The sequence below is a fragment of the Natrinema sp. DC36 genome, from assembly GCF_020405225.1.
GTDB lineage: Archaea > Halobacteriota > Halobacteria > Halobacteriales > Natrialbaceae > Natrinema.
The window spans coordinates 68,965-93,591 of record NZ_CP084475.1 but is presented as its reverse complement, the minus strand read 5'-3'; the positions used below and the strand labels follow the sequence as shown (position 1 = coordinate 93,591).

Annotated in this window: 18 protein-coding genes and 9 pseudogenes; 13 read left to right on the top strand and 14 right to left on the bottom strand. The window is 54.3% G+C overall.

The annotated features are described in order from the left end of the window. Nucleotides 1–4 precede the first annotated feature (4 nt). Entirely contained in the window at nt 5–1,186 is a 1,182-nt protein-coding gene (locus LDH74_RS24745) for a tellurite resistance/C4-dicarboxylate transporter family protein (protein ID WP_226043179.1), read from the bottom strand. A 230-nt stretch (nt 1,187–1,416) separates the two neighbouring features. Here LDH74_RS24745 and LDH74_RS24740 point away from each other — a divergent pair, with 230 nt between their 5' ends. The 3 genes and pseudogenes from LDH74_RS24740 (at nt 1,417) to LDH74_RS24730 (ending at nt 3,562) form a co-directional block, all read left to right on the top strand. Next, nucleotides 1,417–1,899: a metal-dependent transcriptional regulator gene (locus LDH74_RS24740; RefSeq protein ID WP_226043178.1), complete on the top strand. Its 483-nt coding sequence runs from the start codon at nt 1,417–1,419 to the stop codon at nt 1,897–1,899. A gap of 239 nt (nt 1,900–2,138) precedes the next feature. Then, nucleotides 2,139–2,642, top strand: a pseudogene (locus LDH74_RS24735) (molybdopterin-dependent oxidoreductase). A 68-nt stretch (nt 2,643–2,710) separates the two neighbouring features. Continuing rightward, nucleotides 2,711–3,562 (top strand): annotated as a pseudogene (locus LDH74_RS24730) (succinate dehydrogenase/fumarate reductase iron-sulfur subunit). 86 nt (nt 3,563–3,648) lie between these two features. Here LDH74_RS24730 and LDH74_RS24725 read toward each other — a convergent pair. Beyond that, nucleotides 3,649–3,894: a ferredoxin gene (locus LDH74_RS24725; protein ID WP_226043177.1), complete on the bottom strand. Its 246-nt coding sequence runs from the start codon at nt 3,892–3,894 to the stop codon at nt 3,649–3,651. Between the two features lie 357 nt (nt 3,895–4,251). Here LDH74_RS24725 and LDH74_RS24720 point away from each other — a divergent pair, with 357 nt between their 5' ends. Next, nucleotides 4,252–4,539, top strand: a complete 288-nt coding sequence (locus LDH74_RS24720; RefSeq protein ID WP_226043176.1) for a hypothetical protein — start codon at nt 4,252–4,254, stop codon at nt 4,537–4,539. Between the two features lie 242 nt (nt 4,540–4,781). Here LDH74_RS24720 and LDH74_RS24715 read toward each other — a convergent pair whose 3' ends face one another. From LDH74_RS24715 to LDH74_RS24700, 4 genes and pseudogenes are all read right to left on the bottom strand, one after another. After that, entirely contained in the window at nt 4,782–5,504 is a 723-nt protein-coding gene (locus LDH74_RS24715) for a hypothetical protein (protein WP_226043175.1), read from the bottom strand. Nucleotides 5,505–5,642: 138 nt separating this feature from the next. Then, a complete protein-coding gene (locus LDH74_RS24710) occupies nt 5,643–6,551 on the bottom strand; it encodes a cation:proton antiporter (RefSeq protein WP_226043174.1) in 909 nt (302 codons plus the stop codon). 140 nt (nt 6,552–6,691) lie between these two features. Beyond that, nucleotides 6,692–7,139, bottom strand: a pseudogene (locus LDH74_RS24705) (hypothetical protein). A gap of 60 nt (nt 7,140–7,199) precedes the next feature. After that, a complete protein-coding gene (locus tag LDH74_RS24700) occupies nt 7,200–7,637 on the bottom strand; it encodes a hypothetical protein (RefSeq protein ID WP_226043173.1) in 438 nt (145 codons plus the stop codon). A 512-nt stretch (nt 7,638–8,149) separates the two neighbouring features. On the opposite strand from LDH74_RS24700, the gene LDH74_RS24695 reads away from it, so the two are divergent. Continuing rightward, the gene (locus LDH74_RS24695; protein WP_226043172.1) at nt 8,150–8,953 is read left to right on the top strand and encodes a sulfite exporter TauE/SafE family protein; all 804 of its coding nucleotides are present in this window, start codon (nt 8,150–8,152) and stop codon (nt 8,951–8,953) included. Between the two features lie 3 nt (nt 8,954–8,956). Next, nucleotides 8,957–11,389, top strand: a complete 2,433-nt coding sequence (locus tag LDH74_RS24690) for a cation-translocating P-type ATPase (protein WP_226043171.1) — start codon at nt 8,957–8,959, stop codon at nt 11,387–11,389. A gap of 246 nt (nt 11,390–11,635) precedes the next feature. Here the strand turns inward: LDH74_RS24690 and LDH74_RS24685 are convergent, their stop codons facing one another. After that, nucleotides 11,636–12,262, bottom strand: a complete 627-nt coding sequence (locus LDH74_RS24685) for a creatininase family protein (protein WP_226043170.1) — start codon at nt 12,260–12,262, stop codon at nt 11,636–11,638. Between the two features lie 10 nt (nt 12,263–12,272). Here LDH74_RS24685 and LDH74_RS24680 point away from each other — a divergent pair, with 10 nt between their 5' ends. Further along, nucleotides 12,273–12,677 carry a hypothetical protein gene (locus LDH74_RS24680; RefSeq protein ID WP_226043296.1) on the top strand — a complete coding sequence of 135 codons (405 nt, stop codon included), beginning with the start codon at nt 12,273–12,275 and terminating at the stop codon, nt 12,675–12,677. 109 nt (nt 12,678–12,786) lie between these two features. Here LDH74_RS24680 and LDH74_RS24675 read toward each other — a convergent pair whose 3' ends face one another. Beyond that, nucleotides 12,787–13,464 (bottom strand): DUF502 domain-containing protein, encoded by a 678-nt coding sequence (locus LDH74_RS24675; RefSeq protein ID WP_226043295.1) that lies wholly within the window; start codon nt 13,462–13,464, stop codon nt 12,787–12,789. Nucleotides 13,465–13,927: 463 nt separating this feature from the next. On the opposite strand from LDH74_RS24675, the pseudogene LDH74_RS24670 reads away from it, so the two are divergent. Together LDH74_RS24670 and LDH74_RS24665 are read left to right on the top strand one after the other, a co-directional pair. After that, a pseudogene (locus tag LDH74_RS24670) lies at nt 13,928–14,062 on the top strand (universal stress protein); the annotation flags it as partial. 37 nt (nt 14,063–14,099) lie between these two features. Beyond that, nucleotides 14,100–14,615 (top strand): annotated as a pseudogene (locus tag LDH74_RS24665) (transposase); the annotation flags it as partial. Between the two features lie 174 nt (nt 14,616–14,789). Here the strand turns inward: LDH74_RS24665 and LDH74_RS24660 are convergent. The 3 genes and pseudogenes from LDH74_RS24660 to LDH74_RS24650 all read right to left on the bottom strand — a co-directional run bounded on the left by LDH74_RS24660 (nt 14,790) and on the right by LDH74_RS24650 (nt 18,117). Continuing rightward, nucleotides 14,790–16,055: a hypothetical protein gene (locus LDH74_RS24660; RefSeq protein ID WP_226043294.1), complete on the bottom strand. Its 1,266-nt coding sequence runs from the start codon at nt 16,053–16,055 to the stop codon at nt 14,790–14,792. Between the two features lie 560 nt (nt 16,056–16,615). Further along, a pseudogene (locus LDH74_RS24655) lies at nt 16,616–17,128 on the bottom strand (transposase). A gap of 122 nt (nt 17,129–17,250) precedes the next feature. Continuing rightward, nucleotides 17,251–18,117, bottom strand: coding sequence for a universal stress protein (locus LDH74_RS24650; RefSeq protein WP_226043293.1), 867 nt, complete (start codon nt 18,115–18,117; stop codon nt 17,251–17,253). Nucleotides 18,118–18,333: 216 nt separating this feature from the next. On the opposite strand from LDH74_RS24650, the gene LDH74_RS24645 reads away from it, so the two are divergent. The 3 genes and pseudogenes from LDH74_RS24645 to LDH74_RS24635 form a co-directional block, all read left to right on the top strand. Next, entirely contained in the window at nt 18,334–19,707 is a 1,374-nt protein-coding gene (locus tag LDH74_RS24645; protein WP_226043292.1) for a hemolysin family protein, read from the top strand. A gap of 91 nt (nt 19,708–19,798) precedes the next feature. Beyond that, on the top strand, nt 19,799–20,308 hold the full coding sequence (locus LDH74_RS24640) for a VTT domain-containing protein (protein ID WP_226043298.1): 510 nt from the start codon (nt 19,799–19,801) through the stop codon (nt 20,306–20,308). A 303-nt stretch (nt 20,309–20,611) separates the two neighbouring features. Continuing rightward, a pseudogene (locus LDH74_RS24635) lies at nt 20,612–20,939 on the top strand (TrkA C-terminal domain-containing protein); the annotation flags it as partial. Between the two features lie 496 nt (nt 20,940–21,435). On the opposite strand, the pseudogene LDH74_RS24630 reads toward LDH74_RS24635, so the two are convergent. The 3 genes and pseudogenes from LDH74_RS24630 to LDH74_RS24620 form a co-directional block, all read right to left on the bottom strand. Next, nucleotides 21,436–21,626 (bottom strand): annotated as a pseudogene (locus LDH74_RS24630) (HalOD1 output domain-containing protein). Nucleotides 21,627–21,641: 15 nt separating this feature from the next. Continuing rightward, nucleotides 21,642–22,586 carry an ArdC-like ssDNA-binding domain-containing protein gene (locus LDH74_RS24625; RefSeq protein WP_226043291.1) on the bottom strand — a complete coding sequence of 315 codons (945 nt, stop codon included), beginning with the start codon at nt 22,584–22,586 and terminating at the stop codon, nt 21,642–21,644. A 125-nt stretch (nt 22,587–22,711) separates the two neighbouring features. Continuing rightward, nucleotides 22,712–23,635, bottom strand: a complete 924-nt coding sequence (locus tag LDH74_RS24620; protein ID WP_226043290.1) for a transcription initiation factor IIB family protein — start codon at nt 23,633–23,635, stop codon at nt 22,712–22,714. A 330-nt stretch (nt 23,636–23,965) separates the two neighbouring features. On the opposite strand from LDH74_RS24620, the pseudogene LDH74_RS24615 reads away from it, so the two are divergent. Beyond that, nucleotides 23,966–24,584 (top strand): annotated as a pseudogene (locus LDH74_RS24615) (IS5 family transposase); the annotation flags it as partial. Between the last annotated feature and the right edge of the window lie 43 nt (nt 24,585–24,627).

Genomic DNA, 24,627 nt, shown 5'->3' with positions numbered 1-24,627 from the left:
TCCACTAGCTCGAGTCAGGGTCCCCGTGCACTCCGCGAACAGTCTGTAAGAGCGTGCGTCCGGACGCTCTGATCGCACCGAGGAGCGTGAGCCCACACACGGACAGGGCGAACCAGCCCCAGTACTTGGGGACGATCTGAAGCGTATTGAACGTCCGAATCCCCCCGAGATTCAGCGTACAGGCGGTATACATCCCCATCGGGAAGACTCGCCCCCAGGTCGCCGGCTCGTACGTGTTCAGGCGTCGACCGAACGCAATACGCGACCACGGAACGAGAACGACCCACAGCGGCGGTTTTCCCTCGATATCACCGGTGAGGAACTTCCAGACGTCGACGATGAGCAACAGCGGAATCCACCACGACGCAATCGCCCACGCGAGGAACGTGACGCCGAGAATCACCGGCGCGTACGGTTCCCAGGCCGTGATCGAGTCCAGACGCGGTCCGAGCGTCGATCCAGCCAGCGTCGTGATCGCCGCCGCCCCCATCGTGATCCAGTACGGTCCCGTCCAATCCGACGGACGGACGTTCCCTTCGAGGAGGCGGTAGGTTACGACCGTGACCACGATGAAATAGAGGACGTACCCTGCGCCGAAGTAACTCATACTCAGCAGGACGATGTCGGCTGTGTACGCGGACAGTTCGGTCGAGAGCAATCCACCCAGGACCGCGAGTGACTGCATACAGACGATCACCAGAAGGAACGCACCGTCAATACGTTCACTGACAGCCGTCTTCCGAGCGCCGATAAACGCCGTCGCGAACAGATAATACAGCAAGAGCGGCGTCGCGACGACGGTCGTCACCCAGAGGGCGGTCGCGATCTCGATCGCTTCGAAAAACAGGACGAACTGCACGCCGACGGTGTTGGTGCCGACGATGAACGTGAGCGTCCCCCAGTGACGCTCCCGGTTTCGGAGGTTGGCCGCGACGTGCCGCGGAAACACCGCCACTTTCAACGCGAACAACCCGACGAGCAACACGTAACAGACGACGGTGAACGCCGCGAGCGGCCACGACACCGCATCGATGCCCAGTTCGAGAAACGCAATTGAGACGATTCCTGTCGACATAACGAGACCGAAGTACGCCGGATCGAGGTCGCGAAGCGAGGCCGCGATCTCGCTCGTCGCCTGTGACGGACCGGACCGCGGATTTCCGACCTGGCTTTGTTCTCCCGTCATTCCCGAATAGTCATCTGTCGTTCACTCTACGAGCCGAAAGGAAATGAGTGTCGTTCCACGCAAGTATCGATACCCGGAAATCGACCGGAGAAATGATGGATCGAAGCCGGTGAAGAGAACGAAATCTCGATCCGACGTCACGTTCTCGACCGCCCCGGTCTCTATCGTGCTCTCGCGAAGATGTTCGGGGAACAAAACTCACGGTTCCCCGTCGTATTTCATACCAAACGATGGTTACTACACGTTCCTCGGCGGATATCGACGGGAAAACGTCTCCCCCCGAGTCGCTAAACGAGACCGAAGGGTGGCACCTGCTTACCGCCTACTGGCTCTCGAGTCGGGACGACACTCGCGTCCGGACCGGCGAGCTCGCCGCCGAACTCGCAATCAGTCCGGGAAGCGTCACCGAGATGGTAACGAAGCTGTCGGCGGCCGACCTCGTCAGTCACGAGAAGTACGACGGCGTCAAGACGACGACTCGAGGCAGAATGTTCGCCGAATCGCTCGCGTGGCGGCAGTGCGTCGTCGTGTCGTTTTTTGATCGCGTCCTCGGGTACGAGATCGACGGTCGGACCGCCTACCGGATCGGGTTCAGTCTCCCTATCGAAGCGACCGAGTGGTTGGAACGGCAGGTCGATGACCTACACAAGGATGCATGCCACCGAATTCGGCTGGATTCCGGAAATTGCTTCGTAACTGGCTGTGCCGAGTGACGGGGTCATTTCTCGTCTCGTGGTACTGCCGTCCGTTCGTAGCGATAATCACGAGCCAGTGAACGGTTACTCGTTGACGGCCGCAGTCTCATCGTCGGCATCCGAACCGTCGGCCGACAGTACTCGGTAGGGACGCATCATGTCGTATTTCTCGTGTTCGTCCATGTGGCACGCGTACTCTTCCGACCAGAATATGTTCGGTGCTAATCGTTTATGTCCCGCGCCCGTAGTGGACCGTGATGGGTGATTTCGAGACACACACCGTACCCGAGGACGTCGATCCCGCCGACTGGATGCTCAGTATCGGCGGTACGGTTGATCGATCGCTCCGACTTACGCCGGACGATCTCGCGTCGTACCCACTGGAAACGGCGACCGAGGACTTCGCGTGCGTCGAGGGGTGGGTTGCTGAGGGGCTCTCTTGGCGAAGTGTCCGCGTCGGGACGCTACTTGAGCGGGCCGAACCGACCGTGGGGAGCGAATACGGGATCGTCTGAGCGATGGACAGTGAATACGCCTGTTCGCTCCCACTAGAACGACTTTCGAATTCTATCCTTGCGCTCGAACTTGACGGCGAACCGTTGCCCGTCGAACACGGCGGACCAGCTCGACTCGTTCCGCACGACGCCGACCGGGACTGCTGGGAGAGCATCAAGTGGGTCTCGGAGATCGAGATCGGCGAAACGCCGTTCGCGGAGGCTGGCACTGCGGAAGAACTGGCATTGTCCCGAATTGAACTGTAATACTACTCGCCTAACAAACACGTAAAAGGAACGAGACCGAGTATACGACGTCACGAATCACCGAACGTATGAGTACACCAGAATCAACACACACAGAACCGGAGCGTGCCGGGGCGGAATCGCTGGCGAACCAGTCTACCCCGGATCCGGACCAGGAGGCACAGCTCGAGGACAGGACTCGAGCGACGGACGACGACACTGTTCGACTGAAGGTATTCCGCTACGATCCAGAAGTGGAAGGAAAACAGGAGCCGCGGTTCGACGACTTCTTAATTCCGTACGAGCGGGGGATGACCGTTCTGGACGCACTCATCTATGCACGAGACGAGTTCGACTCGTCGCTCACGTTTCGGCACTCCTGCCGAATGGCCGTCTGTGGCAGCGATGGATTCTTTATTAACGGACGATAGCGGCTGGGTTGTCAGACCCAGATTTCGGATCTCGACGCACCAGTCCGTGTAGAACCGCTTCCCCATCAACCGGTGATCAAGGATCTCGTCGTCGATATGGACCACTTCTACGAACGGATGGAGGCTGTCGAACCCTACTTCCAACCCAACGATCTCCCTGAAGGCGACCTGGAAGAGCAGCAACAGAGTCGGGAGAACCGCGAGAAGATCAAGATGGCTTCCCGCTGCATTCAGTGTGGCTGTTGTACCTCGTCGTGTAATCCCTCCCAGACTGACGAGGAGTACATCGGGCCTGCGGCTATCGTCAAGGGATATCGGTTCTACTTCGACGAACGAGAAGGGGAGGGCGTCAAAGATCGACGGTTACGACTCCTGGACAAGGAACACGGCGTCTGGCAGTGTCACACGCAATTTTCGTGTACTGCCGTCTGTCCGAAAGATATTCCGATCACCGAAGAAATTCAGGAACTGAAGCGTGAGTCGGTCAAGCGAAACCTCAAATTCTTGTGATTGAGGACATCGGGTTGCGGGGCTACTACACAGCGTAGTGGTCAAATCTTTCACTCTCGCCACCTGTAATGACAGTCAAGAACAAACTATGGAACCAATTGTTCCCCTTCCTCGTCGTAGATCGTGATTGCGTCTACCGGGCAAACACGAGCGGCCATTTTCGCATCGAACTCCTCTCCCTCGGGAACGTCTCGTCTGTAGTGATCGGTCTCGAACTCGTCGCTTCCAACGAGCGTCGCTTTACCCGCATCACGATCTTCGACGAACTTCTCCCACTCATGGACGCAGTTGAAGATTCCTGTACAGGTATCGCGGTCAAATTCGACGTGCATTGTTGAATATCGGTCTGTTGTGCTTCGGATCGTCCGTTCCGATGACTCGTTCTGTTCACCTGGTGAATATTGACTGTGTTCTTCTTGGTTGTTGTTGCCGGATCGTCGTAGTAGTTTGCACCCACGTTGTCGTAGTGACGAATCTGACTCTGATGAAATCCTGTTAGTTCGATAGACTCGTCGCTGAAACAACTGCTAAGCAGGCTACGCGATGATCATTAGAATCCGATCTTACGGTAATAGTCACTATCTGTTAGAATTAGAAGAATCAAGCTGCTCTGCATCTAAAACCTGGGAGTTGCCCTGCTCTTTTTAAGCCTCCCTCGAATACAGTAGATTGACAGAATATCAACAGACATGACAAACAAAAAGCCAGAGATAGCGGTCATGTTCAATCCACAGGAATGGGTCGATGGACCGTACCATCTAGATGACGGGGCGGATAAACAACTGAATCCTGCCGAAAATCGAGACCCAGTGACGTTCGTAGTGCCGTGGGAGGATGGGACTGACGAGGAGGGAACCGTTTTTCCTGACGAATCGTATGAAGCAAATCAGCTGCGGTCTCATCTTGCAGCCCCCGATTGGGTCCAAGACTGGGAAGGACCGTACTATGTCCGGACGAAACTGGTTGACGACGAGTAATTGGCCCCAGACAGTGCAGGCCAAGTGGATATAGATTTGCTGGCAGAGACGAAAAAATGCTTCGCCATTCCTCAATTGTGTGGGTTCCGAACGACTGGCTCTATTGACGTCTTGGGTTAATCATCTCCGCGGCGCGTACACGTTCTATACTCGATTACGCACACCTGACCCTTTTGAAAACTGAAGATCAGTCGGTAGACGGATACTCCCGTATGAATCGTGTATTGATGAGATTCCTCTTTTCACGTCTGCTGAAGTCGGTGTTCGCGTTCGATGTCCCGCAATTGCGGGATCAATTCGGAATCTTCCGTTACATGGATGATATAGCGGGGAACGTTCCTCGTTGTTCGTGCCATAAAGGGTTCTCCCCAGAAACTCAAGAGCGCGTCAGTTTGCTCGTTTTTCGTCCCGCGTAGAATGAACGAGACGTTCTCATCGAGTTCCCGCCAAATGGGTTCCTGTACCGTCTCAGCACCCCGACACTCCTTTACTTTGGGTTTGACCTGAGTATTCCAGCGCTCCCGCTCACTCTCGTCGAGGACGAACTGAATCGAGGACACATTTGGATTCTCGATCGGTGGACGTAGCAACGCATCGAATAAATCCTGGGGGACGAACATGAGTAGACAGACGTTGAACCAGATCATTTCTCTACGGGCACCCTGACCGAACTGCGTACTCCGAGATCTGAGCTCTCCTGGGCCGATGAGTTCGAGGTCGGAGGCATCCATACCGGCGCGGATGTCTTCGACAGTGCGTTCGGTGTGAGCGAGGGACTCAGAGAGATTCTCCGTTTCCGATTCACGCCTGAGATGACTGATAAACAAGAACGCCATGAGAACGAGCGTGATCTGAAGAAGCACAGCTTCGTCCACGATGTGCAAGAAATGGAGTACCAGTGCGAGAACCGCCGCTAGGATACCCGCGACAGCTTCCCATTCGATTTCCTTGATTTGCCATCTCATAACGATAGCATCCCTGAAACAGGATTCTGGTTATAGACATATTACTCTATTTAGTCTAGTGGCGAAGTCCACAGATACTCTCCGATGCTTCAAACGAGATGTTCTAGTCCCACAGAAATTATGTACTCGGATACTGGTCTACACTTCGGGCTCAACGCTTTGATCGTCAGCCATATACACGAGTTCGCCGGCCCTCTCGAGCCAGTCGACACCGAGTTTCACCGTCACGGGGACGAGTGCCGTCGTGAAGATTGTCATGATCACGAGAATCGAGAAGAGCTGTTGGGAGATGATTCCCATCGAAAGCCCGATAGAGACAATGATGATTTCGACCGTCCCACGGCCGTTCATTCCGAGACCGATGACCAGTCCCTCTTTGCTCGTCAGTTTCATCGGGAGCGCGAACGCCCAACTACCGACGATCTTCCCGAAGAACGCGAGGACCAGGACGAGCAACAAGAGACCGAGTTCCTGAGTGAACACGCCCAGCGTGAGTTCGAAGCCAACAGTGATAAAGAAAATCGGCGCGAACACGCCCATCGCGAGGTCATACATGACCATGTGCATATGCTCATATATCTCCTTGTCGAGCTGCGCCTGCCGAAGGAATATCCCAGCGACGAAGCCGCCGATAATCATGTGGAGGTCCGCTAGAGCTGCCAGATACGCGAATATTAATACCACGATGAGTGCGACACTGAACGCGGAGGTTTTGTCGATGAATCCGTACCGGCGCATCAATCCTTCGAGGCGTTCCCAGACGACTGGGAGCACGCGGTCGCCGATGACGAGCGCAACCGCGAAGGACGCGAGCGCGCGGAGCATCACGGTGCCGATGCTCCAAAGGGTGACCTCGCCGCTCACGATGAATCCGGTGACGCCTGCGAATACGACGAGAATGCCGACGTCGGACAGGAGCGCTCCGCCCAAGAGCACGCCAGCGATCCGCGTGTCGAGGATATCGAGGTCAACGAGAATCCGTGACTTGGTCGCCAGCGATGTCGCCGCTAGCGCGATGCCGATGAACAGCGACTGTTCGAGTGTCATTCCGGGAAGTCACCAGCGACGTAGCCGAGGCCGAACGGCAACAGGAACCCGCCGAGCGCGATCATCAGCGCCTACGGACCGAGTTCGAACAGTTCGTGGAAGTCGATTTCCATCTCCACATAGACCATCTGTATTTAGAGTTAGAGAGAAAGTTCGATATTTCTCACCGGTATTTTTAGAACGGGTTCTCGGAATTGCCCGAAACATGTTCGAGCCTGGTACGTATCACCGGTCCGTTGTTTGAGCGCAAAGAAGAGAGCTTCAACCACTGACCACCAGTGATTGATGTCATCGTCATGGCGAGCGCCGTGCGCTATATCAAGCTGTTCCGATTTGTGTAGTGACAGCTAGCCAAATGGCGGTCAAGGCCAGTTGTATCGATAGCCTGCACGTCTCAGGTATCGTGAAGCATATCGAGGAGTCGCCGGTCTGGCAGATCGAGATATTCGCGGAGACCGTGGATCGCTACAATTACCCAGCAGCGTAGCCGCCGTATCCCTTCTTGGCCGCTGGTGTAGGATCTCCAGAGATAGCACATTGAGCCAGAGTTATAAGGTGATCTGTGAAGCGCGTAAAAGGAGGGGGCATACTATTTAGACAGACTCAGAGGTCAGTTAGTTCACCAGAGCGACTCGTTCTCTACAATATCTAACTTCTACTATAAGTTTCCTGATCGGCTTTTGGCTCAGCTTCAGATGCGTCTGCCCGCCACGAGAGAACGACGACGGTTAGATATAGCCCGCCCAACAACCGCGCCGCTGGTTTGATCCACGGCTTCATCTCGAGATCCTCAGTGTTCTCGTAGACGAATTCTTGGCTGAGCTGGATGATCGGACGCGGCACGAGCGCAAGCAGGATCCCAGCAAAGCCGAGTAATCCACTGACAATCGTTGAGCTGCCCTCACCCCGGCCGTGGACGAGCAGCCAGACGAATGCCATTCCCTCGAGACGCGCTCCCCAGAGCGCCCATGGACGCAATTGTGCCTCATCGGAATTTTCGAGGCCGATCCATTCGCACATGTCGATGACCGGTTTCGGCTTCGCGATCTCGAACAGGCCGAACACGATCAACAGTTTGCGAAGCATAGCCATAATACGATGTCAACTGACAAAAAGACTGACACAGCTGTTGAAAGACATCTTATTAGTCTACATAATTTGAAGTCCAGACGAGTTTATATCAAATCAGATATTAGTGACAAACGGCACTGTTTAGTTAAGAAGTTCTAGCGTTGAACGCGTTTCAGCGTCCGTCAAAGCAGCCCCGATGAGATTTGAGATCATCACTTCTTATGAGATGTTTGCTGAAGCAGCCGAATTTTCGCTGCTCGTAAACTAGGACTCTTTTGTATCAGACTGCAGATGAATTTCCACAACCAATACTGTCACTTCATCGTTGTCTTGTCTTGCGGTTTCCCTTACCTAGACAGTGCCGTAACTACAGATGCGTATTACTCTTGCTATCTCGACGAAGATACTATCTATGGCAGGGATGAACAATCGGTTGCTGATGCGCTGTAAACTGAGGGTGGCGTGACAAAATATATTACTACCTCGAACGGCTAGCTTGACCGATATCGCAGTTCGAACCGACAGCTATGAATCAGGTTCCATTCCTTGGCATCGACGTGCTGTTGTTTCTCGCGATCGGAGTTCTCGCTGGAGCACACTGTATCGGGATGTGTGGACCGCTCGTAACGATATATGCGGGCCGGATGGACGACGGGACGGCAGACAACGCTCGTGCTGGTCGTCTCACGACTTACGAGGTCCGACAGCACGCGCTGTTCAACATCGGGCGAGCGGCGAGTTACACGCTTCTCGGTGCGGTGTTTGGCGCACTCGGTGGAACAGTATTCGTGACGACAGCAGCGCTTACATCCGTTATCAAGTCTGCCCGTGGCGGGATCGGTCTCGTCGTTGGTGCCTTCATCATGATAACCGGGGCATACTATATCCTCGGCCGAACGACGGGAGGTGTTCACCTCCCTGGGCTTGAGCTTATCACAGTATGGCTCACTGTGCATGTCGATCGATTTGCGAATGGCCCTGGTATCGTCGGACTCGGCGCAGTTCACGGCTTACTCCCGTGTCCGATACTCTATCCAGCATTCCTGTACGCCTTTGCGACCGGCTCAGCTGCCGGGGGCGCAGTTGCACTTGCAGCCCTCGGCGTTGGCACGATTCCCACTGTTTTCGTGTACGGAACCGTGATCGATTCCATCGATGTCAGTCATCGCCGGCGCATACATCGACTGCTTGGGGTCGCGTTCGTCGCGCTCGGGTACGTCCTGCTGGCGCACGGATTGATGGGACTGGGAATCCATATCCCACACCCGAAACTACCGTTCTACGATGGTATCGACACACAGAAAATCACAGCGACTGTCATCAGTAACTAACAAATGTCTGACTGTACTGTGTCAGAAGCCGGCTGTACACTCTGTGACCTCCCCATTGGAGGGAACGACATTGTAGAGGACGGAAACCAGTTCTGCTGTACCGGCTGTCGTGACGTCTACAACGCACTCGGTGATGTCGACGATATCGACACCGAAGACGTCCGCCGCGCTCGAAATAATTCACAGATCGATCGCGAGGTTCCGCAGGATCACGAGGCGACGTTTCTCGAAGTCGACGGGATGCACTGTGCGACCTGCGAGGCGTTTATCGAATCGGCCGCGACGACGATCGACGGTGTCAGTAATGCTAGCTCAAGTTACGTGACCGATACGGTTCGAATCGATCACGATCCAGATCGTGTCTCGGAGGACGATCTCCGGGATGAGATCAGCGGGCTCGGCTATAGTGCCTACACCCGTGACGATACGTTTAGCCGCCGAAGAGCCAACAATTGGGAGATGGGGCGAGTCGCGGTTGGCGTCCTCATGGGGATGTCCGTGATGCTGCAGTATCTTGTCATTATCTATCCTACGTACTTCGGTGGCCTGTTCTACGGCGAGCGGGTCACAGAGTTTTTTGAAAGTGCGCTCGCGAGTTCTGTCGCCACGCCCTTCTACGTCGTCATCGCGGCGCTCACGACGATCATCCTAGCCGTGACTGGAAAACCGATCTTACAGGGCGCGTACGTCAGCGTTCGGACACGGTCTCCGAACATGGATCTGCTCGTCGCAATCGCGGCCGTGAGTGCGTACCTCTACAGTACGCTCTCGGTCGTATTCGGTGGCGAGCACATCTACTACGACGTGACCGTTGCAATAATCGTCATCGTCACGGTTGGCAACTATTACGAATCATCGATCAAGCAAGAGGCGACTGAGCGCCTCTCCGACCTGACATCTATCCAGGTCAACGAGGCCCGTCGCGTTCGCAAGGATGGAGAGTACGAAGACATCGCAGTTGAGGACCTCGAGGTCGATGATCATGTGTTAGTTCGGTCCGGGGAACGGGTTCCCGTCGACGGTCAGATCGTCGACGGTGACGCAGCCGTCGACGAAGCGGTCGTCACCGGTGAGTCCCTTCCCGTTCGGAAGACTACGAGTGATGCCGTCGTCGGCGGTTCGATGGTGACAGATGGCGCGGTGACTGTCCGCGTCGGAGAAGACGCGACGAGTAGTCTCGATCGGATTTCTGAACTCGTCTGGGACCTCCAGAGCGACTCCCACGGTATTCAGAAACTCGCGGACAAACTGGCGACGATCTTCGTGCCAGTCGTTCTCGCTCTCGCAGTTATCGTCGCGGGCGTGCATCTCCTCCTTGGTAATGGCGTTTCCGCTCTCCTAGTTGGGCTCACGGTGCTAATAGTCTCCTGTCCCTGTGCACTCGGGCTGGCGACGCCACTTGCAGTCGCTGCAGGTATCCGCGACGCGTTAGAGCGCTCGATCGTCGTCTTCGATGATAGTATCTTCGAGCGAATTCGTGATGCAGATACTGTCATCTTCGACAAGACAGGCACGCTGACGGCGGGTGAAATGACTCTCACTGATACCGACCTTGAAACAGAGTTGCTCGAGAAAGCGGCGCTTCTCGAAGAGCGATCGTCGCATCCGATCGGTGAAGCCATTGCTGCTGAACGACCGGTGCCTGACGGTGAATCGGTCGAGTCCATGTCGGACGCCAGTTCAACGGACGATCGCGTCGACTCATTCGACAGTTACCGTAACGGAGTCACGGGTATCATCGATGGTGACGAGATCATTGTCGGTCATCCGGATCTGTTCCGCGATCGCGGCTGGGAAGTCCCTACGGATATCACCGACCGAATTGCCAGCAGTCGTGAAACAGGACGAATTCCGGTCGCTGTCGGTTGCAACGGGACCGCTGAGGGCGTTATCGTCGTCGGTGACGAGTTGCGAGCGAATTGGGACGAGACGGTAGCATCGATTTCGGACGACGGAAAGGATGTTGTCGTGCTCACTGGAGACGATGCTCAAGCGGTACAGCAGTTTCGAGAGCACGCTGCTGTCGATGATGTGTTTGCGGGTGTTCCCCCGGAAGGAAAAGCGGAGACTGTCAAGCGATTTAACGAAGTGGGACAAACAGTGATGGTCGGTGATGGTACCAACGACGCACCGGCGTTAGCCGCTGCCGATCTCGGAATCGCTCTGGGTGGTGGTACTGCGATGGCTGCTGACGCCGCGGACGTCGCCCTCGTCGATGACAACCTCGCGTCCGTCGGTACGGTCTTCGAACTCGCTCGAGCGACGAGCCGACGCGTGAAAGGCAATATCGCGTGGGCGTTTTGCTACAACGTGGTCGCGATCCCACTGGCCGTTATCGGTCTTTTGAACCCGCTCTTTGCAGCGCTCGCGATGGGTGCAAGTAGTCTGTTGGTTGTCACGAATTCAACCCGGCCCCTACTGTCCGAGGACAAGTGACGGACTCGGCTTTTTCAGGTCAATTTTTGATAGTAGACTACCTACTTGCTCACGGTTTCGCCGTCTGCTTCATTGAGGGTGGGGTGTTCACGTGAACTCCCGTTTTGGCCATTGCTGGTAGTCTCATACTCGCCGTTCACGGCCAATGTCTCGCGATTCAAGCGAATATCTCTGGGCGCGCTCCGTCTAACTACTTTTGTGCCATACGGAGATGCTTCAGTCTGATATCCTTTGCTGTCAGTCAGATCACGTTCGCGACCGTGTTGTCACACACCGTGGCGTCGCCCTCGACCGGTTCGCCGATATCATTGGGACAGATGTGAAGGTGCACGGATGTCTCAAGTTCTCTCGCGTGGCCGACGTGGTCGTCCGCAGAGCGCGCATCCACTCCCAGAGAAACGCTTCGAAGTCGACTATAGAGTCGTCGGCAACATTACGGGCCAGATTCCCGAGCATTCTGCCGTTCCAGCCGTGGCCATTGACGAACACGACCACCTCGACGCTCGAATCCGACAATGAGTCGAGAACGTCGCGGACGTACTGTCGAAGCGTCTCCGCAGAAACCGATAACGTCTCTGGAAAGTGACCGTGATACGTCGCAATGTCAACCGGTAGCGTTGGCAGGGCGATTGAATCGAACTCGCTGCGCCGGTCGACTTCTGCAGCCATCGGACGGGTGATGATTGAGTCCGTACCGACGGATGCGTGTGGTTCGTGTTGTTCCGTGCTCCTGACGGGGAGCAGTGCTACCGTCGGTGTCGCGTCTTCGGCACCGGTCCAGGAACACGTCTCGAATCCGTTATCAATAGATTCGAAACAATGGGACCTCCTCGAGAGAGATCTGTCCGCCACTATGAAATACGAAGTGCACATACATCCTCATATGAGTCGGACGCTGTCTGCGGACGATTCATTAGTACTCGTTGAACGGACAGCCAGGCTGGCAGCAGTGTTCGGTACGTTCATCATGGTATCAACGGTTATTTTCACGATTACCAACTTTATGGGAATCCAGAATGTTCTTGTCGGCGCAGTGGTTGCGTTCCTTGCATCGTTGCAGTCTTATCTAGTCAGCGAACGACGGTTCCCAAGCATCATCGTCGCGGGGCTCACTACCCTACTTGGAATTTGGATCGCGGTAGCACCGCATGTCCTCGGCGTTACTCGAGAACTGGTCATCGGGATCAACGGTATTGCCGGGGCCCTTATCGTGGTTCTCTCTCTTACTGGAGTGTACGGGAGCTTTCAGACGTCGAAGGTGTCGAATTTCAGACCAACAGGCATGTAGAATCCGTGAACATCATATAGGGACGGCCATGAGACCGTTAAGCGAGCGGGACGATGATCAATATGGCACGCACATCGCGCTCTGACCCGAGAGAAGCGTACTTTCGTTGTTAGTCGTCGGTCCTGCTCGTCTTCGCTTCGTCGATGGAGATGTCGACATCCATATCGCGATGGTTTGCGTCACCGAACCCACCGCTGAGCACGCGCGTCAGCGCGTCTTCGACGTTCTCATCAAGGTCGGTGATCTCGCTGGGTTCGACTTCGACAACGTAGCCCGTCGTGATGTTCGGCGAGGTAGGCAAGAATAAGACTTCGCGGCCGTCGTCAGTCACCTTTCCGGTCTTGAAGGACGTCATCCGTAATCCTTCCCAGGTCTCGATCTTGACCGGCTTCTGGAGCGATTCCTGCTCGCCGAAGGCCGTCTCAGCGGCCATCTTCGAGGCGTTGTAGACGAGTCGGATCACAGGCACTTGATTCGCTAGGTTGTCGACGAGTCGTTCGACCAGCCCACCGATGGTCGTCCGCATAAGATACCCGATCGAAAACGTCAGGATGGCAAACACAGTCAGCGCGGTGATTACGCGGAAAAATTGGGCTATTTGCTCGCGTATTTGCTCAGCAGACGCGCTTGAGCCCGAAATGAGCGGCTCAAGTGTGTCGGCGTTAAGAATTAGCCCCGGTGTCAGACCAGCGGCCAGTCCATAGAGCCAATAGATAACGTAGAGCGTAATGAGAATAGGACCGAGGACGACGATCCCGCTTGCAAAATCCCGTTTCCACGATGCCATGTTCTGAAACTCACACTACTGGCTAATGAGCCCTTCTCTTTCTCGTATTTCAGTCAATAGTGACACTCAGTGTCGCCTGACGGAGACGTTTGAAGTCGTCCGGCCGGTAAGCGTGAATGCTTTACTACGGAGTTAAGGACAGAAAGGCACTTCCACTTACTGCAAGGATGCAAAGCCAATAGCGATGTGCTATCGAACTCTGTTATGGGAGGTCTTGTTTAGACGCTAGTGAGAGCGATGCTGCGACTCGATGCTGATTCTCCATACGGAACCTCGTCGAAAGTTTTGATCCATGGTCGAGGCGATGGTGTCCCTCCAACCTCGATAAAACGGCTGCAGAACTGAAATTAGAGAGACCAGTTTCCCGATGGCGATTCTATTTCTAACCTCTGTGTGTCTATTCTCGGCCTGTAGACCTTCTTGCTCTCGAATTTTCGCGCCTAAACACGGCTGTTATGGGACTATGTATGAGGACGTTCTCTTCCCGTTTGACGGGAGCAACGGCGCGGCAGCCATCCTGTACCACGCTACAGACATCGCTCACTGGGCCGACGCAACGATTCACGTCCTGTTCGTCGCGGATGCCACGCGTGATTCAGCATAATACAGGTGGTTTCTCCGACCTCAAGGAGCGCCACACCGTCGCTAACGAAATTGTCACGGAAGCCGTCGAACACGACTGCGACGTAATCGTGTTTGAAGACCTAACAGACATCCGCAAACGGCTTCCATAGGCGAAGTAGCACCACATCTGGGCGTTTCGGCGTCTATTCGAGTACGTCGAGTACAAGGCCCCGGAACGTGGCGTCACGGCAAAGCAGGTCGTGCCGAACCACACATCCCAACGCTGTTCTCGGACGGACTGTGGGTTCACGCACCGCGACAACCGCGAGGGCGAACTCTTTCAGTGCCAGAAGTGCGGGTATGAGGTTAACGCAGACTACAACACAGCGAAAAATATCGGGCTACGATACGCCCGGAAGCGGCACCACAGACTCCGTTCCTCGCCCACGTCGGGGGGCGGAGACGTCTTGGAAAACGAAGTTTTCCAATGGTCAGAAAATCTCCGATTTCCTTCGACACCAGTAGACGTGCGTGTGAATGGTGGGGCGTTGAACGGCAAGAGTCACCAGCCTATTACTAGGGACTGATTGCCGGGAGTCCACATCAAAGCCCTCCCCTCAACGAGCGAAGTAGGGTAGTTTACGGAACCACCTTGTGATAGTGACTGAAAACACTCATCCTGTTTCATCAGTGATCGAGGTAAATATCGTCTCACCCCTCCGTAATTGAGATACCGTGTTTTAAACTGTGGGCGATTGTTATTACGATTCTAACAGTTCGGTCGCAGTCACGACCTTGACATCCTGTCCGTCGATATATTTAAGAACGCGTTCGAATGCCTGTTCGCTCATCCCATCTTCACCGCCGATATAATCAAACTTCAATACTACGAGCTGGCCGTACTGTGCAGCATAATCGATATACGTTCTCGTTTCATCCCCAGCACTGCCGGAGAGGAATCCAATGTTGTGTGGATCCGTAAGCGGTAACCCATTTGGGCACCCACCGAATCGGAACGCCTGTTCATGGTGTTCCGTGACGAGATCGCGAGCAGTCGGACTGAGTACGTTCTTTGGTGTGACGAAGTGTTGTGCACCGTCTTCGAAGCCACGACTTTCGAGAAATGACTTTGTCCACTGGATCATTTCCTGTTGCTCTTCGGGAGAATATTCGTGGAGGAAGTGCGCGCCAGTTCGTGGTCTGGCTGCCATATCCCAACCTGCGTCATTCATCTCCGTAAGCCGATCCATCGTAAGTCTGTCGTCTCGACCGATGGCTTCAGGCATAACTGCCTCGACACCTGCATAGCCGTAGGATTCCATCTGCTTGAACGCGTGCGCATAGTGTTCGTCGAGGGTCCCGTCGAACAAGAGCATAACTTTTCCCGTCTTCGGACGGTCGACAGTCCGGAGGTCGTCGACTTGGCAGTCGATCGAACCGGACGTATTACCACGGCGGCGAGCAGTCACCCGAATCTGCCGGACGTTTTCCAAGTCGGGCTGTGTTTCAATCCGATGGGCACCGAAGTCAACACGTACCCACCGATCGGCCGGCCCGACAAGCGTCCGATGTAACACGTGTACGTTACGTGAGTTCGGTGCGAACAGTTCGAGCATGAGTCGGAGTTGCTGACGTCCGGTAAATTTCACTGCGAGAGATAGATTTTTCCCACTCAGATCCTGGCCATCAAATATTTTGTAGATCGCTGCATATTCCGTGTCCTCGCTCGCTGTGAGTTTTGCCGACTGCGAGCCGCCATACGGATCAGCCGTCCCAGCCTTGAGAGTACCAGCGTCGATCATTGCGTTCCATTCGTCGAGAGTCTCAAAGTTCTCGATTGATTCCCCGGGAAGCTTCGATAGTCCGTTAGTGCCACCAGATCCAGTAGAGTCTTCGTTCGATGGTGATTGGTTCGACGTGTTATCGTTTCCCCGCCATTGTCGCAACTGTGAGAGACAGCCAGAAAGGCCAAGTGTTCCAGCTGCTGCAACAGCCGTTACGAATGATCGTCGATTCCGATCTGTCATCAGTCGTGGTACAAATTATTTCCCCTTCCTTATTCATCTGTTAATCAGAAACTACTGATCGAATCTCGCCGCTCAGTGTACTGCGGTGCCTGAATTTATTCGACATTTAGTAATAGGCGGCTCTGTTGAAACCCTATTGTCTCGACACCTTTCCCGCTGAAAAAGCTGTTAGGTAGGTGTGCTTACTTCACACCTCCTCATCTGAATAGTGCCTACGGGATGAGCAGACAGTACACGAATGGGGATGACTTTTGAGTAGAACCTGTGTTTCGGGGTTTTATTATTGTCGACCAGAAATTATGACGTATGGATACAATCAGCACCTTTCATTTGGCAGGAGTAGGCTTGCTTTTGACCAGAGACACTCTTTCATTTCTTTCAGGTGAGACCGTTCCTGCTCTGATTGTGCTTGTCCTCGCAGTCATCATTGGATTCTCGTTTACTAGATGGCGAGAGAACAGAGCAGAGGCCACCGTGTAATGAGGTTTGGGTAGTATAGAGCCTCCCTCATATGCCATCCAATGGAGTGAATCGATGGATGAAAATTTTATTTCTAACATTTAGACCGTCTTGTCGATGTTGTGAGTGAGACAGCCAATAGCGAGTTCATGGAATTGCTTCCACCAGCACTATGAGCGGACGAATGCACCGTGCTTCCGCTTGAGGCGAGAGTTTACTGTCTCGTTCTGACTACGCTGGCCGTAGAGATCAGCATCCAGTCGAGCATTCCACGCCTTGTGAAGTGACGAAAACTCTTGATGCTTGATAAGCGGACGAACATCTTCATCACGGGCTAGCGCACAAACCTTCTGATCGTTATAGCCTTTGTCACCGAGAAGAATCGCTACTTCGCTGGTGTTCCGCTTGGTGAGTGACGGCGCGATCTGCGAGTCGTGTTTTCTGGTTGTCTTCCGTACCTTAAGGCAGAGCAAGACGGTGTGCTGATGGAGTGTGGACCGTCGTTTCGAGAACTTCGAGGAGTAACGAGCGACAGTTCGCCGAGCCAAGTGAAATGTTTGCTCAACAAACCGGAGCAACCGCGATTTTGGGAGGTTGAGGCTCCCCTTCTCAATGCATATGCGTCGTAAATCGCTCGGCGAAGAAACAGTTCCATTCCCGATATTGGGCTGGCGCCGTTCCTCAAGCACCTCTCACTGATAATCGTCTCCGCTGGTGCGGGGGTCGCGTCGACGTCCTACTCTGTTCCACCGATCGTGAGCACGGGCACTGGTGTAGAGCGGACCGTCTTTTCGGCGACGCTGCCGAGGAGGACTCGATCCGTGCCGCGTCTTCCTGTCGTCCCCATCACGACAACGTGGATGTCGTTGGCGTCGATACAGTCGCGAATTCCCTCCGTAGGATCCCCATGTTCGACATGTTGTACTGTTTCGGTGACACCATGTGTCTCCGCATCTGTGATGATTTCCTTGACGACTTCCGTTGCTGCCTGTTCGTGATCCTTCCCGGAGACAGACCGAATATCGAGGCCGAGCGACGCGTTATCAACGACGGAGAGGACGTGCACGGTTGCTTCAAGCGACTCCGCGAGTGCCAATCCATGTTGCGCTGCCCGGGTTGCGCTAGCACTGCCATCCGTTGGGATGAGCACATTCTCGTAGGGGAACGTCAGCTGCTCGTCGGGCTGCATTCTCGCGGTGAGGACGGGGACCGTGGAGAGACGGACAACTTTCTCGCTGACGCTGCCTTGGAGATACCGTGATACCCCCTTTCGCCCATGGGTTGACATCACGATCAAATCATGCCCGTACTGGTCGGCGTACTCGACAATTGTGGGCGTTGGATTCCCCTGCACGACATCAGTCTCGTACTCAACACCGAGCGTGCACAGTGTCTTGCTTGCCTCCTCGACGATGTCTTCACCTTCCTCAACGAGTGCGTCGACCACCCTGTTTTCCACGACAGTGACGCTGTCGCGCGTCGTATCTGCGACAAACAGGAGATGAATCGTTGCGTTTTCCCAGTTCGCAAGTTCACCGACGTGGTGTAGAATCTCGCTCGAGTCCTCACTGTCGTCGACCGGGTACAGGATGTTCTTGTACATACTCTCAGTACGGGGTTATACGGAGAGTACTTTCTAAGGTGTTTCCACGACGAGTCCTGTCGAGCTACCTTCCGTACTAACACCGAATGATCATTCGCCCACTTGGATGCTTCACACGGAACCAACGAGATCCATCAAAAAGCCTATAGCAGCTTCTTAAACAAGGACATATAGTAGTAAATGATTCTGTCCGCCACTCCGCTTGAGACCACTTCTTTGCGCTCCATTCTCGGAATCAGCGTCGACGGACTCTACTCGGAAACTTCGATCACACTTATCGGCGCTGCGGTTCTCCTTGTTCTCCTCGGTCTGTCTGCGTTCTTCTCGTCGTCTGAAATTGCGTTGTTCTCACTCGCCAAGCATCGTATCGACGCCCTCGTTGAGCAGGGAACGCCCGGTGCGGACACGGTTGCAGCCCTCAAGTCGAACCCCCACCGGCTACTCGTGACGATTCTCGTAGGCAATAACCTCGTCAACATCGCGATGTCCTCGATATCGACCGCCATCGTCGGCTTCTACTTCGACCCTGGTCCAGCGGTGCTCATCTCTACCTTCGGGATCACTGCTATCGTCCTGCTATTCGGCGAAAGTGCGCCGAAATCGTACGCTGTCGAGAACACCGAGACGTGGGCGCTCCGGATTGCACGCCCGCTCAAACTCGCCGAACACGTCTTATTCCCACTAGTCATCGTGTTCGACCATCTCACACGGCTTGTCAATCGCGTGACGGGCGGACGTGCAGCGATCGAGGACTCGTACGTAACCCGCGACGAGATTCAGGAGATGATCCGGTCCGGTGAACGCGAGGGTGTCATCGACGAAGACGAGCGAGAGATGTTCCAGCGCATCTTCCGGTTTCGAAGTACGATCGCCAAGGAAGTCATGACCCCACGGTTGGACATCGTTGGAATCGAGAAGACAGATACACTCCACGATGCGATCACCAGATGTCTCGAAAGCGGCCACCGGCGACTCCCCGTCTACACAGAAACGCTCGACAATATCGTCGGAACTGCAGATATACACGAACTCGCCCATGCCCGACAACGTGGCACGCCCGGCGACACTTTCGTTGGCGATCTTGAACTCCTTGACCCGCCCCAGCATGTGCCAGAGAGCAAGTCCGTCGACGAACTCCTCGAGGAGATGCAGATATCGCGAACGCAGATGGCAATGATCATCGACGAATTCGGGACGACGGAAGGACTCGTAACGGTCGAGGACCTCACGGAGGAAATCGTCGGAGAAATCCTCGAAGGGCCGGAACAGGCACCGATTACGGAACTTGATGACTCGACAGCGCTCGTTCGCGGAGATGTCGCCATTGCGGAGGTCAACGAAACACTTGAACTTGATCTGCCAGATGGTGGAGAGTTCGAGACGATAGCAGGACTCCTGTTTAATCGGGCGGGCAGGTTAGTCAAGCAGGGAGAAACATTCGACTGTGACGTGGTTCGACTGCGGGTCGAATCAGTCGATGAGACCCGCATAACGCAGGTTCGGATTCAAACTGGAATGGCGGATAACCAGTCGCGTGACGGGACCGAATTCCGAGAAGAGATGTCCGACGAACTTTCGACCGGTGAGTAACCAGATGTATCCGGCACTCACCGTTGTGAACCGATTTTCTTCGAACCCACGCCCCCTCTACATCTCATTGAGTGAGGTTACAGCAGTACTAATGGAGTACGGTCACGTTGCCATTGATAGTGCGACGGGCTGGCCTGGATTGGGGATCATTTTCGTCTACTCATTTTTGATTGCGTTCGCGCTTCCCGGCCCGAGCGAGGTTGTGCTTGCGGCACCGCTCGATCTCGGGCTACCCCCCTGGACCCAGCTTGGATTCATCATGGGCGTAAGCGCGATGGGGAAGTCCGTTGGCAGTCTCGTAGCGTTTCACCTCGGTCAGGAGGTGAAACACGCAGGCCCCGTCATTCGAAGGTTACGTCGGTCTCGGTTCGACATTCTCGAGTGGTCGGAACGGCGGACGATGACGCTCGCTCGGCAGTATGGATACGGTGGCTTAGCGCTCGCACTGTGTGTGCCCTTCTTTCCAGATACGCTGTCGATCTACACATTCTCGATCCTTGAAGAAGATTATCTGAAGTTCGCAGTCGCGACGTTCGTTGGTAGTCTTGGTCGACTCGTCGTCACGATCGGCTTCTTTGGCGGGGTTATTACCCTCTTCTAAGACGGGTATTTGCGCGAATCGTCACGACCGGAAGACGTGAGCTATTGACGGCTACACCAGGAGGGAGAATCTGGTCCGTCGACAGCCGACGGGTTGAGACCGAGTCGATACCTGTCCATCGGGTGATCCACAACGGACAAATTGACAACCATGACAACCTCTGCGAGTAGTAATGACAGCGCTAGAACGGTCTTCTGAACAGCTCTCTGGTCTCTCAATCTCAAAAAAGACGGCTCTGTTAGATTGTTATTTTTCAGATGTATTTTTGTGTGAAACACGCGCTCACTACAGAGCGGGAGATCACAAGAACTCATTGTTGAGCACCTCTACCGCGCAGTCGTCCGCCCGGCGATCGTCGATTACATGCAGATCGGGGAACAGACAGAGGTGTTCGAGATCGAGGTCACCGGGAATGCGCCGATTGACGGGAAGACACTCATCGAGGCAGCGGACGAGGCTCATCTCCCCGAAGATGTCCTTATTGTCGCAATCGGCCGCGAAGGAGAAGACCCGCCGATCACGCATAGAGAGAGAGAGTACGCGGATTGAAGCCGGCGATCTGCTCACCGTCTATTCGGCATCCGGTCTCGACCCTGGACTTACAGATGTGTTCGGTTATGACGAGGATTGAATGCGATAATTGTACAAATCACCAGTATTATACGAGAACAGCAGTATATTTGAGGAGTCCAGTGCCGAGATATTAAATATATACTTTTCTGAAAACGTATTTGTCGAGGGGATCTCACTCATTTCTACTAAACCGTTCAAATGAATGTTGATATTGATCACCGACGTTGTGATTTTGCATCTCGGATCTCTGCTCCGTCTCGAAGCTTATCGGGACACTGTGGACAGACCCGAGGCTCATCAACGCCATCTGGCGTGAACACACGGGCATATTGTTCAGTGACATGGGACCCACAATTCTGACATTCAGGCATTTTCTTTCATTACTAGCTTTCGTGGCCTGTCGGTTGTATCGATCAATAGTGTTTGTTGCATAACATTATTTGTTAGATAAAATAGTATGTGCATACCTATTGGAGTCCTATCTTATAGGTATTTTTCTTTTCATGAATTACTGGGGAATCGATATGAACGCTAATTCGATAGAGAGTACTATTCTACGAGATCCTCAGCACAGCCACACCGGATGGTGCAACCAGTACACGGAACTCTCCAACCGAGAATTGAACATCGAGATCAGTGTGTGGACTCGTCGAGTCCACGAGTTGCTCGAGTGCTTCAACATCGATCACCTGCTGTAGTTGGTACTCGTCACGAGGAGCCCTTTCTCTTCGAGCGCGTTAACGATCTCTCGAGCAGAATCTCACTGCCACTCATTGTTTCTCACCTCGTTGATGGCGTCGATAATCTCCTGAGCGGCCAAACTGATCCGCTCGAGACGTCCGAAGATTGCTTCTGGCTCATCGCCTTGCCAGGCAGCCAGATAAAACGCCGAACCGCTTGTATCCAGTCCGAAGTATCGCCCGACGATGTAACCGACTGCTTCAGCCTCGAGTTCGCGTTTCGAGCGTTCAGTCTCGTCGTTGACGTCACCGTGCAAGCGTGCGTGGCCGTATTCATGGACGACTATCACAGCGAGATCGGCGGTGTTCTCACGATCCTGGGCCTCGATTAGTGGTTGTTCCGCAGGAGTGCGATACTTACAGACGCCCTTGGCGTCGCCGTGAGGCCAATCCAGTTGAGAAATGACCTCAACCTCCACTTCGAGCGATGTGGCCGCCTCGAGAAGCGCTGGCAGCAGCCCGTCGGAATTCCCCGTCGCTTCGGTCTCGAGTTCGGGGAGTGGCTCTCCCTCCGTCTGAGAAATGTCGAACACTGGCGCTGGCCGAAAGCCAACAAGTCCTTTCGACCACTCTTCGGGTGATGTTTCGTCGTATTCACAGTCACTTCGATCGTGGTACGACGGTGAATTCTCACATTTGGGGCACTGCTTTGCGATAATCGGCGTCCAGATCCAGATCGCACTCTCGCCCTCTTTTACATGCCGGTCGAATTCGTTTTGCCACGTTCGATAGCCGGCAACATGAGTTGCGTGCGGACACTGACGAGTGATTAGCAGCGTGTTTCGGTAGGAGTAGTCGTGGAAGTGACTCTGCACATCGAGCCACTCCTGGAACTGCTCACTCGAGACTGCATCGTTAACTTCCTCGACGAGGTCGTCGACCCAGGTTTCCATCGTGCTGTGCATCTCCTCACGTCTGGTGTCCGAGTCGTCGAAGGACACCTGCGAACAGTCGCTCGTAGTCATTGTTCTCGACGACGGACGCTCAATTAGGAGAACGCCCCTCATCCCTCAGGGGGAGAAAAACCGAACTCAAGTCAGCGTTTGAGTAGGTCTCGCTGCGCTTCCCTCACTGGTTCTCTTCTAGAAACTCAGTCTTCGATCCCGAGTAGTTCGTCTCGACGGCTGCGAAGTGTATTCGGCGAGGTTCCTGCGACATCAGTGATCCGCCTTTGAGAAAGATCTAATCCAGCCTGTTCGGCAGCGAGATACAGACACCCAGCTGCAACGCCACTCGGTCGACAGCCGATCGTGATTCCAGCCTCGTTTGCTTTTTGTGCGAGCTCGCGTGCTCGTCGACGAACTTGGTCTGGCACCTCGAGTTCCGTCGTGAGCTTCGGAAGGCGATCAGCCGCCGATATCGGCTGTGTCGGTAACTGGAGTTCGACGTTCATCGCGTCATATGCATTTGTGAGTCTTCCCTGGTCACAGCGCGCACAGGCAGCGATTTCTGCTCGTGATCGGCCAAGCCCATTACAGCGAGTAGTTGCGTAGACACTGGCTACGGCTACCGCCTCGAGTGATCGGCCTTGGCAAAGTTGCTCGGATTGGGCACGTCGGAAAAGCATGCATGCTTGGTTACGGATACTCTCCGCCAGACCGAGACTAGCGCCAATACGCCGGACTTCACCGAGACCATACCCAAGGTTCCGTTCTGCTTTTGATTGCCACTGGGAACGAGACTGTTCACGACGCAGTCGATTCAGTTGTCGGCGCTTTTTGCTCGAGAGCGTGTTTCCGTTCCCATCCCGATTATAGCCGATTTCGGTAGACAGGCCTCGATCATGACGCGTCGGTGTTAGTGGTGCGCCGGTCCGTTTCTTTGATTCCCGTCTTTCACTCCGTCCCCAATCGGGCCCTCGATCAAGTTGCTGATCCTCGAGGATAACACCACAATCCTCACAGATCATTTCGTGGCCAGCCTGTCGAACACTGCTGCCACAGTCAGGACAGTCAGTTGCAGCCGTCTGGATGTCTTCGTCGAACGTTGTCGTGTAGATATCGCTCGTTGCCATATGTAACTCTGAAGGGAACAACGGAACAGCCCCTTCACCGCTTCTGGGGCGATAAACAGCGCCAGTCAATCAGATAGATTCCTCTCACATCGAAGTTAGAGCGGCTTGCTTGAGATCAGAGCTTATTAGAAACGTTCTGAGATGTTGACTGGAAGCAAACCCGTTAACATTGAATCGGCGAATTGTGCCTCGACAGTGGTCTTAGCGATTTTCTTTTAGTAAGTCAGACCTTGTTTAGACGCCGGAGAGAACGACTCACTCCGGTGAACTAACTGCCCTCTGAGTCAACCCAAGTAGTGTCCCCTCTCGTTTTTCGCGCTTCACAGATGGTCTCAAATGAATTTTGAACTGAGCGAACTACCGGACTTCACGACCGTCTGCGCACGGAAGCAGCAACTCAAGATAACAGTCTGGTGTACTCTCCTGCGACTCTCTGCTAACCTTCACGATGTCAGGAACATGCAGGCTATCGATGTACTGGCTTCGACCGGCATTCTGCAGCCGCCACTACGCAAATCGGACACACTACACCTTCAGATCGGTCAAGACGACAGCGTTGGTAGACTGCGAAACCAGTACTGTATTGGACATTCACTGTTCGATGACACAGCCGCACGACACCCACATCGGGCGACAGGTACTCACGCGGAATCTCAACCGACTACAGACCGTTACTGCTGATAATGGGCATGACTGGGACGACCTGCGTGAAGAATTTCGGGAGGCCGATGTTCGGCTAGTGATCAAACACCGGGTAGTTCTATCCGCTTGACATAGTGCACAAAGCTCGCCATGACGATGATGTCTATTACCGGCGGTCAATGGTTGAGGCCGTCTTCTTGCGCTCAAGCAGCGGTGCGGTGACACGCTCCGGGCTCGAACATGGTTCGGACAGTTTCGAGAACTCGTTCTGAAAGTAACTGTGAGAAATGTCGAACTTGCTCTCTAACATCGGCAGTACAGGCGAAGACGTTACCGCGACGAGCATCTGC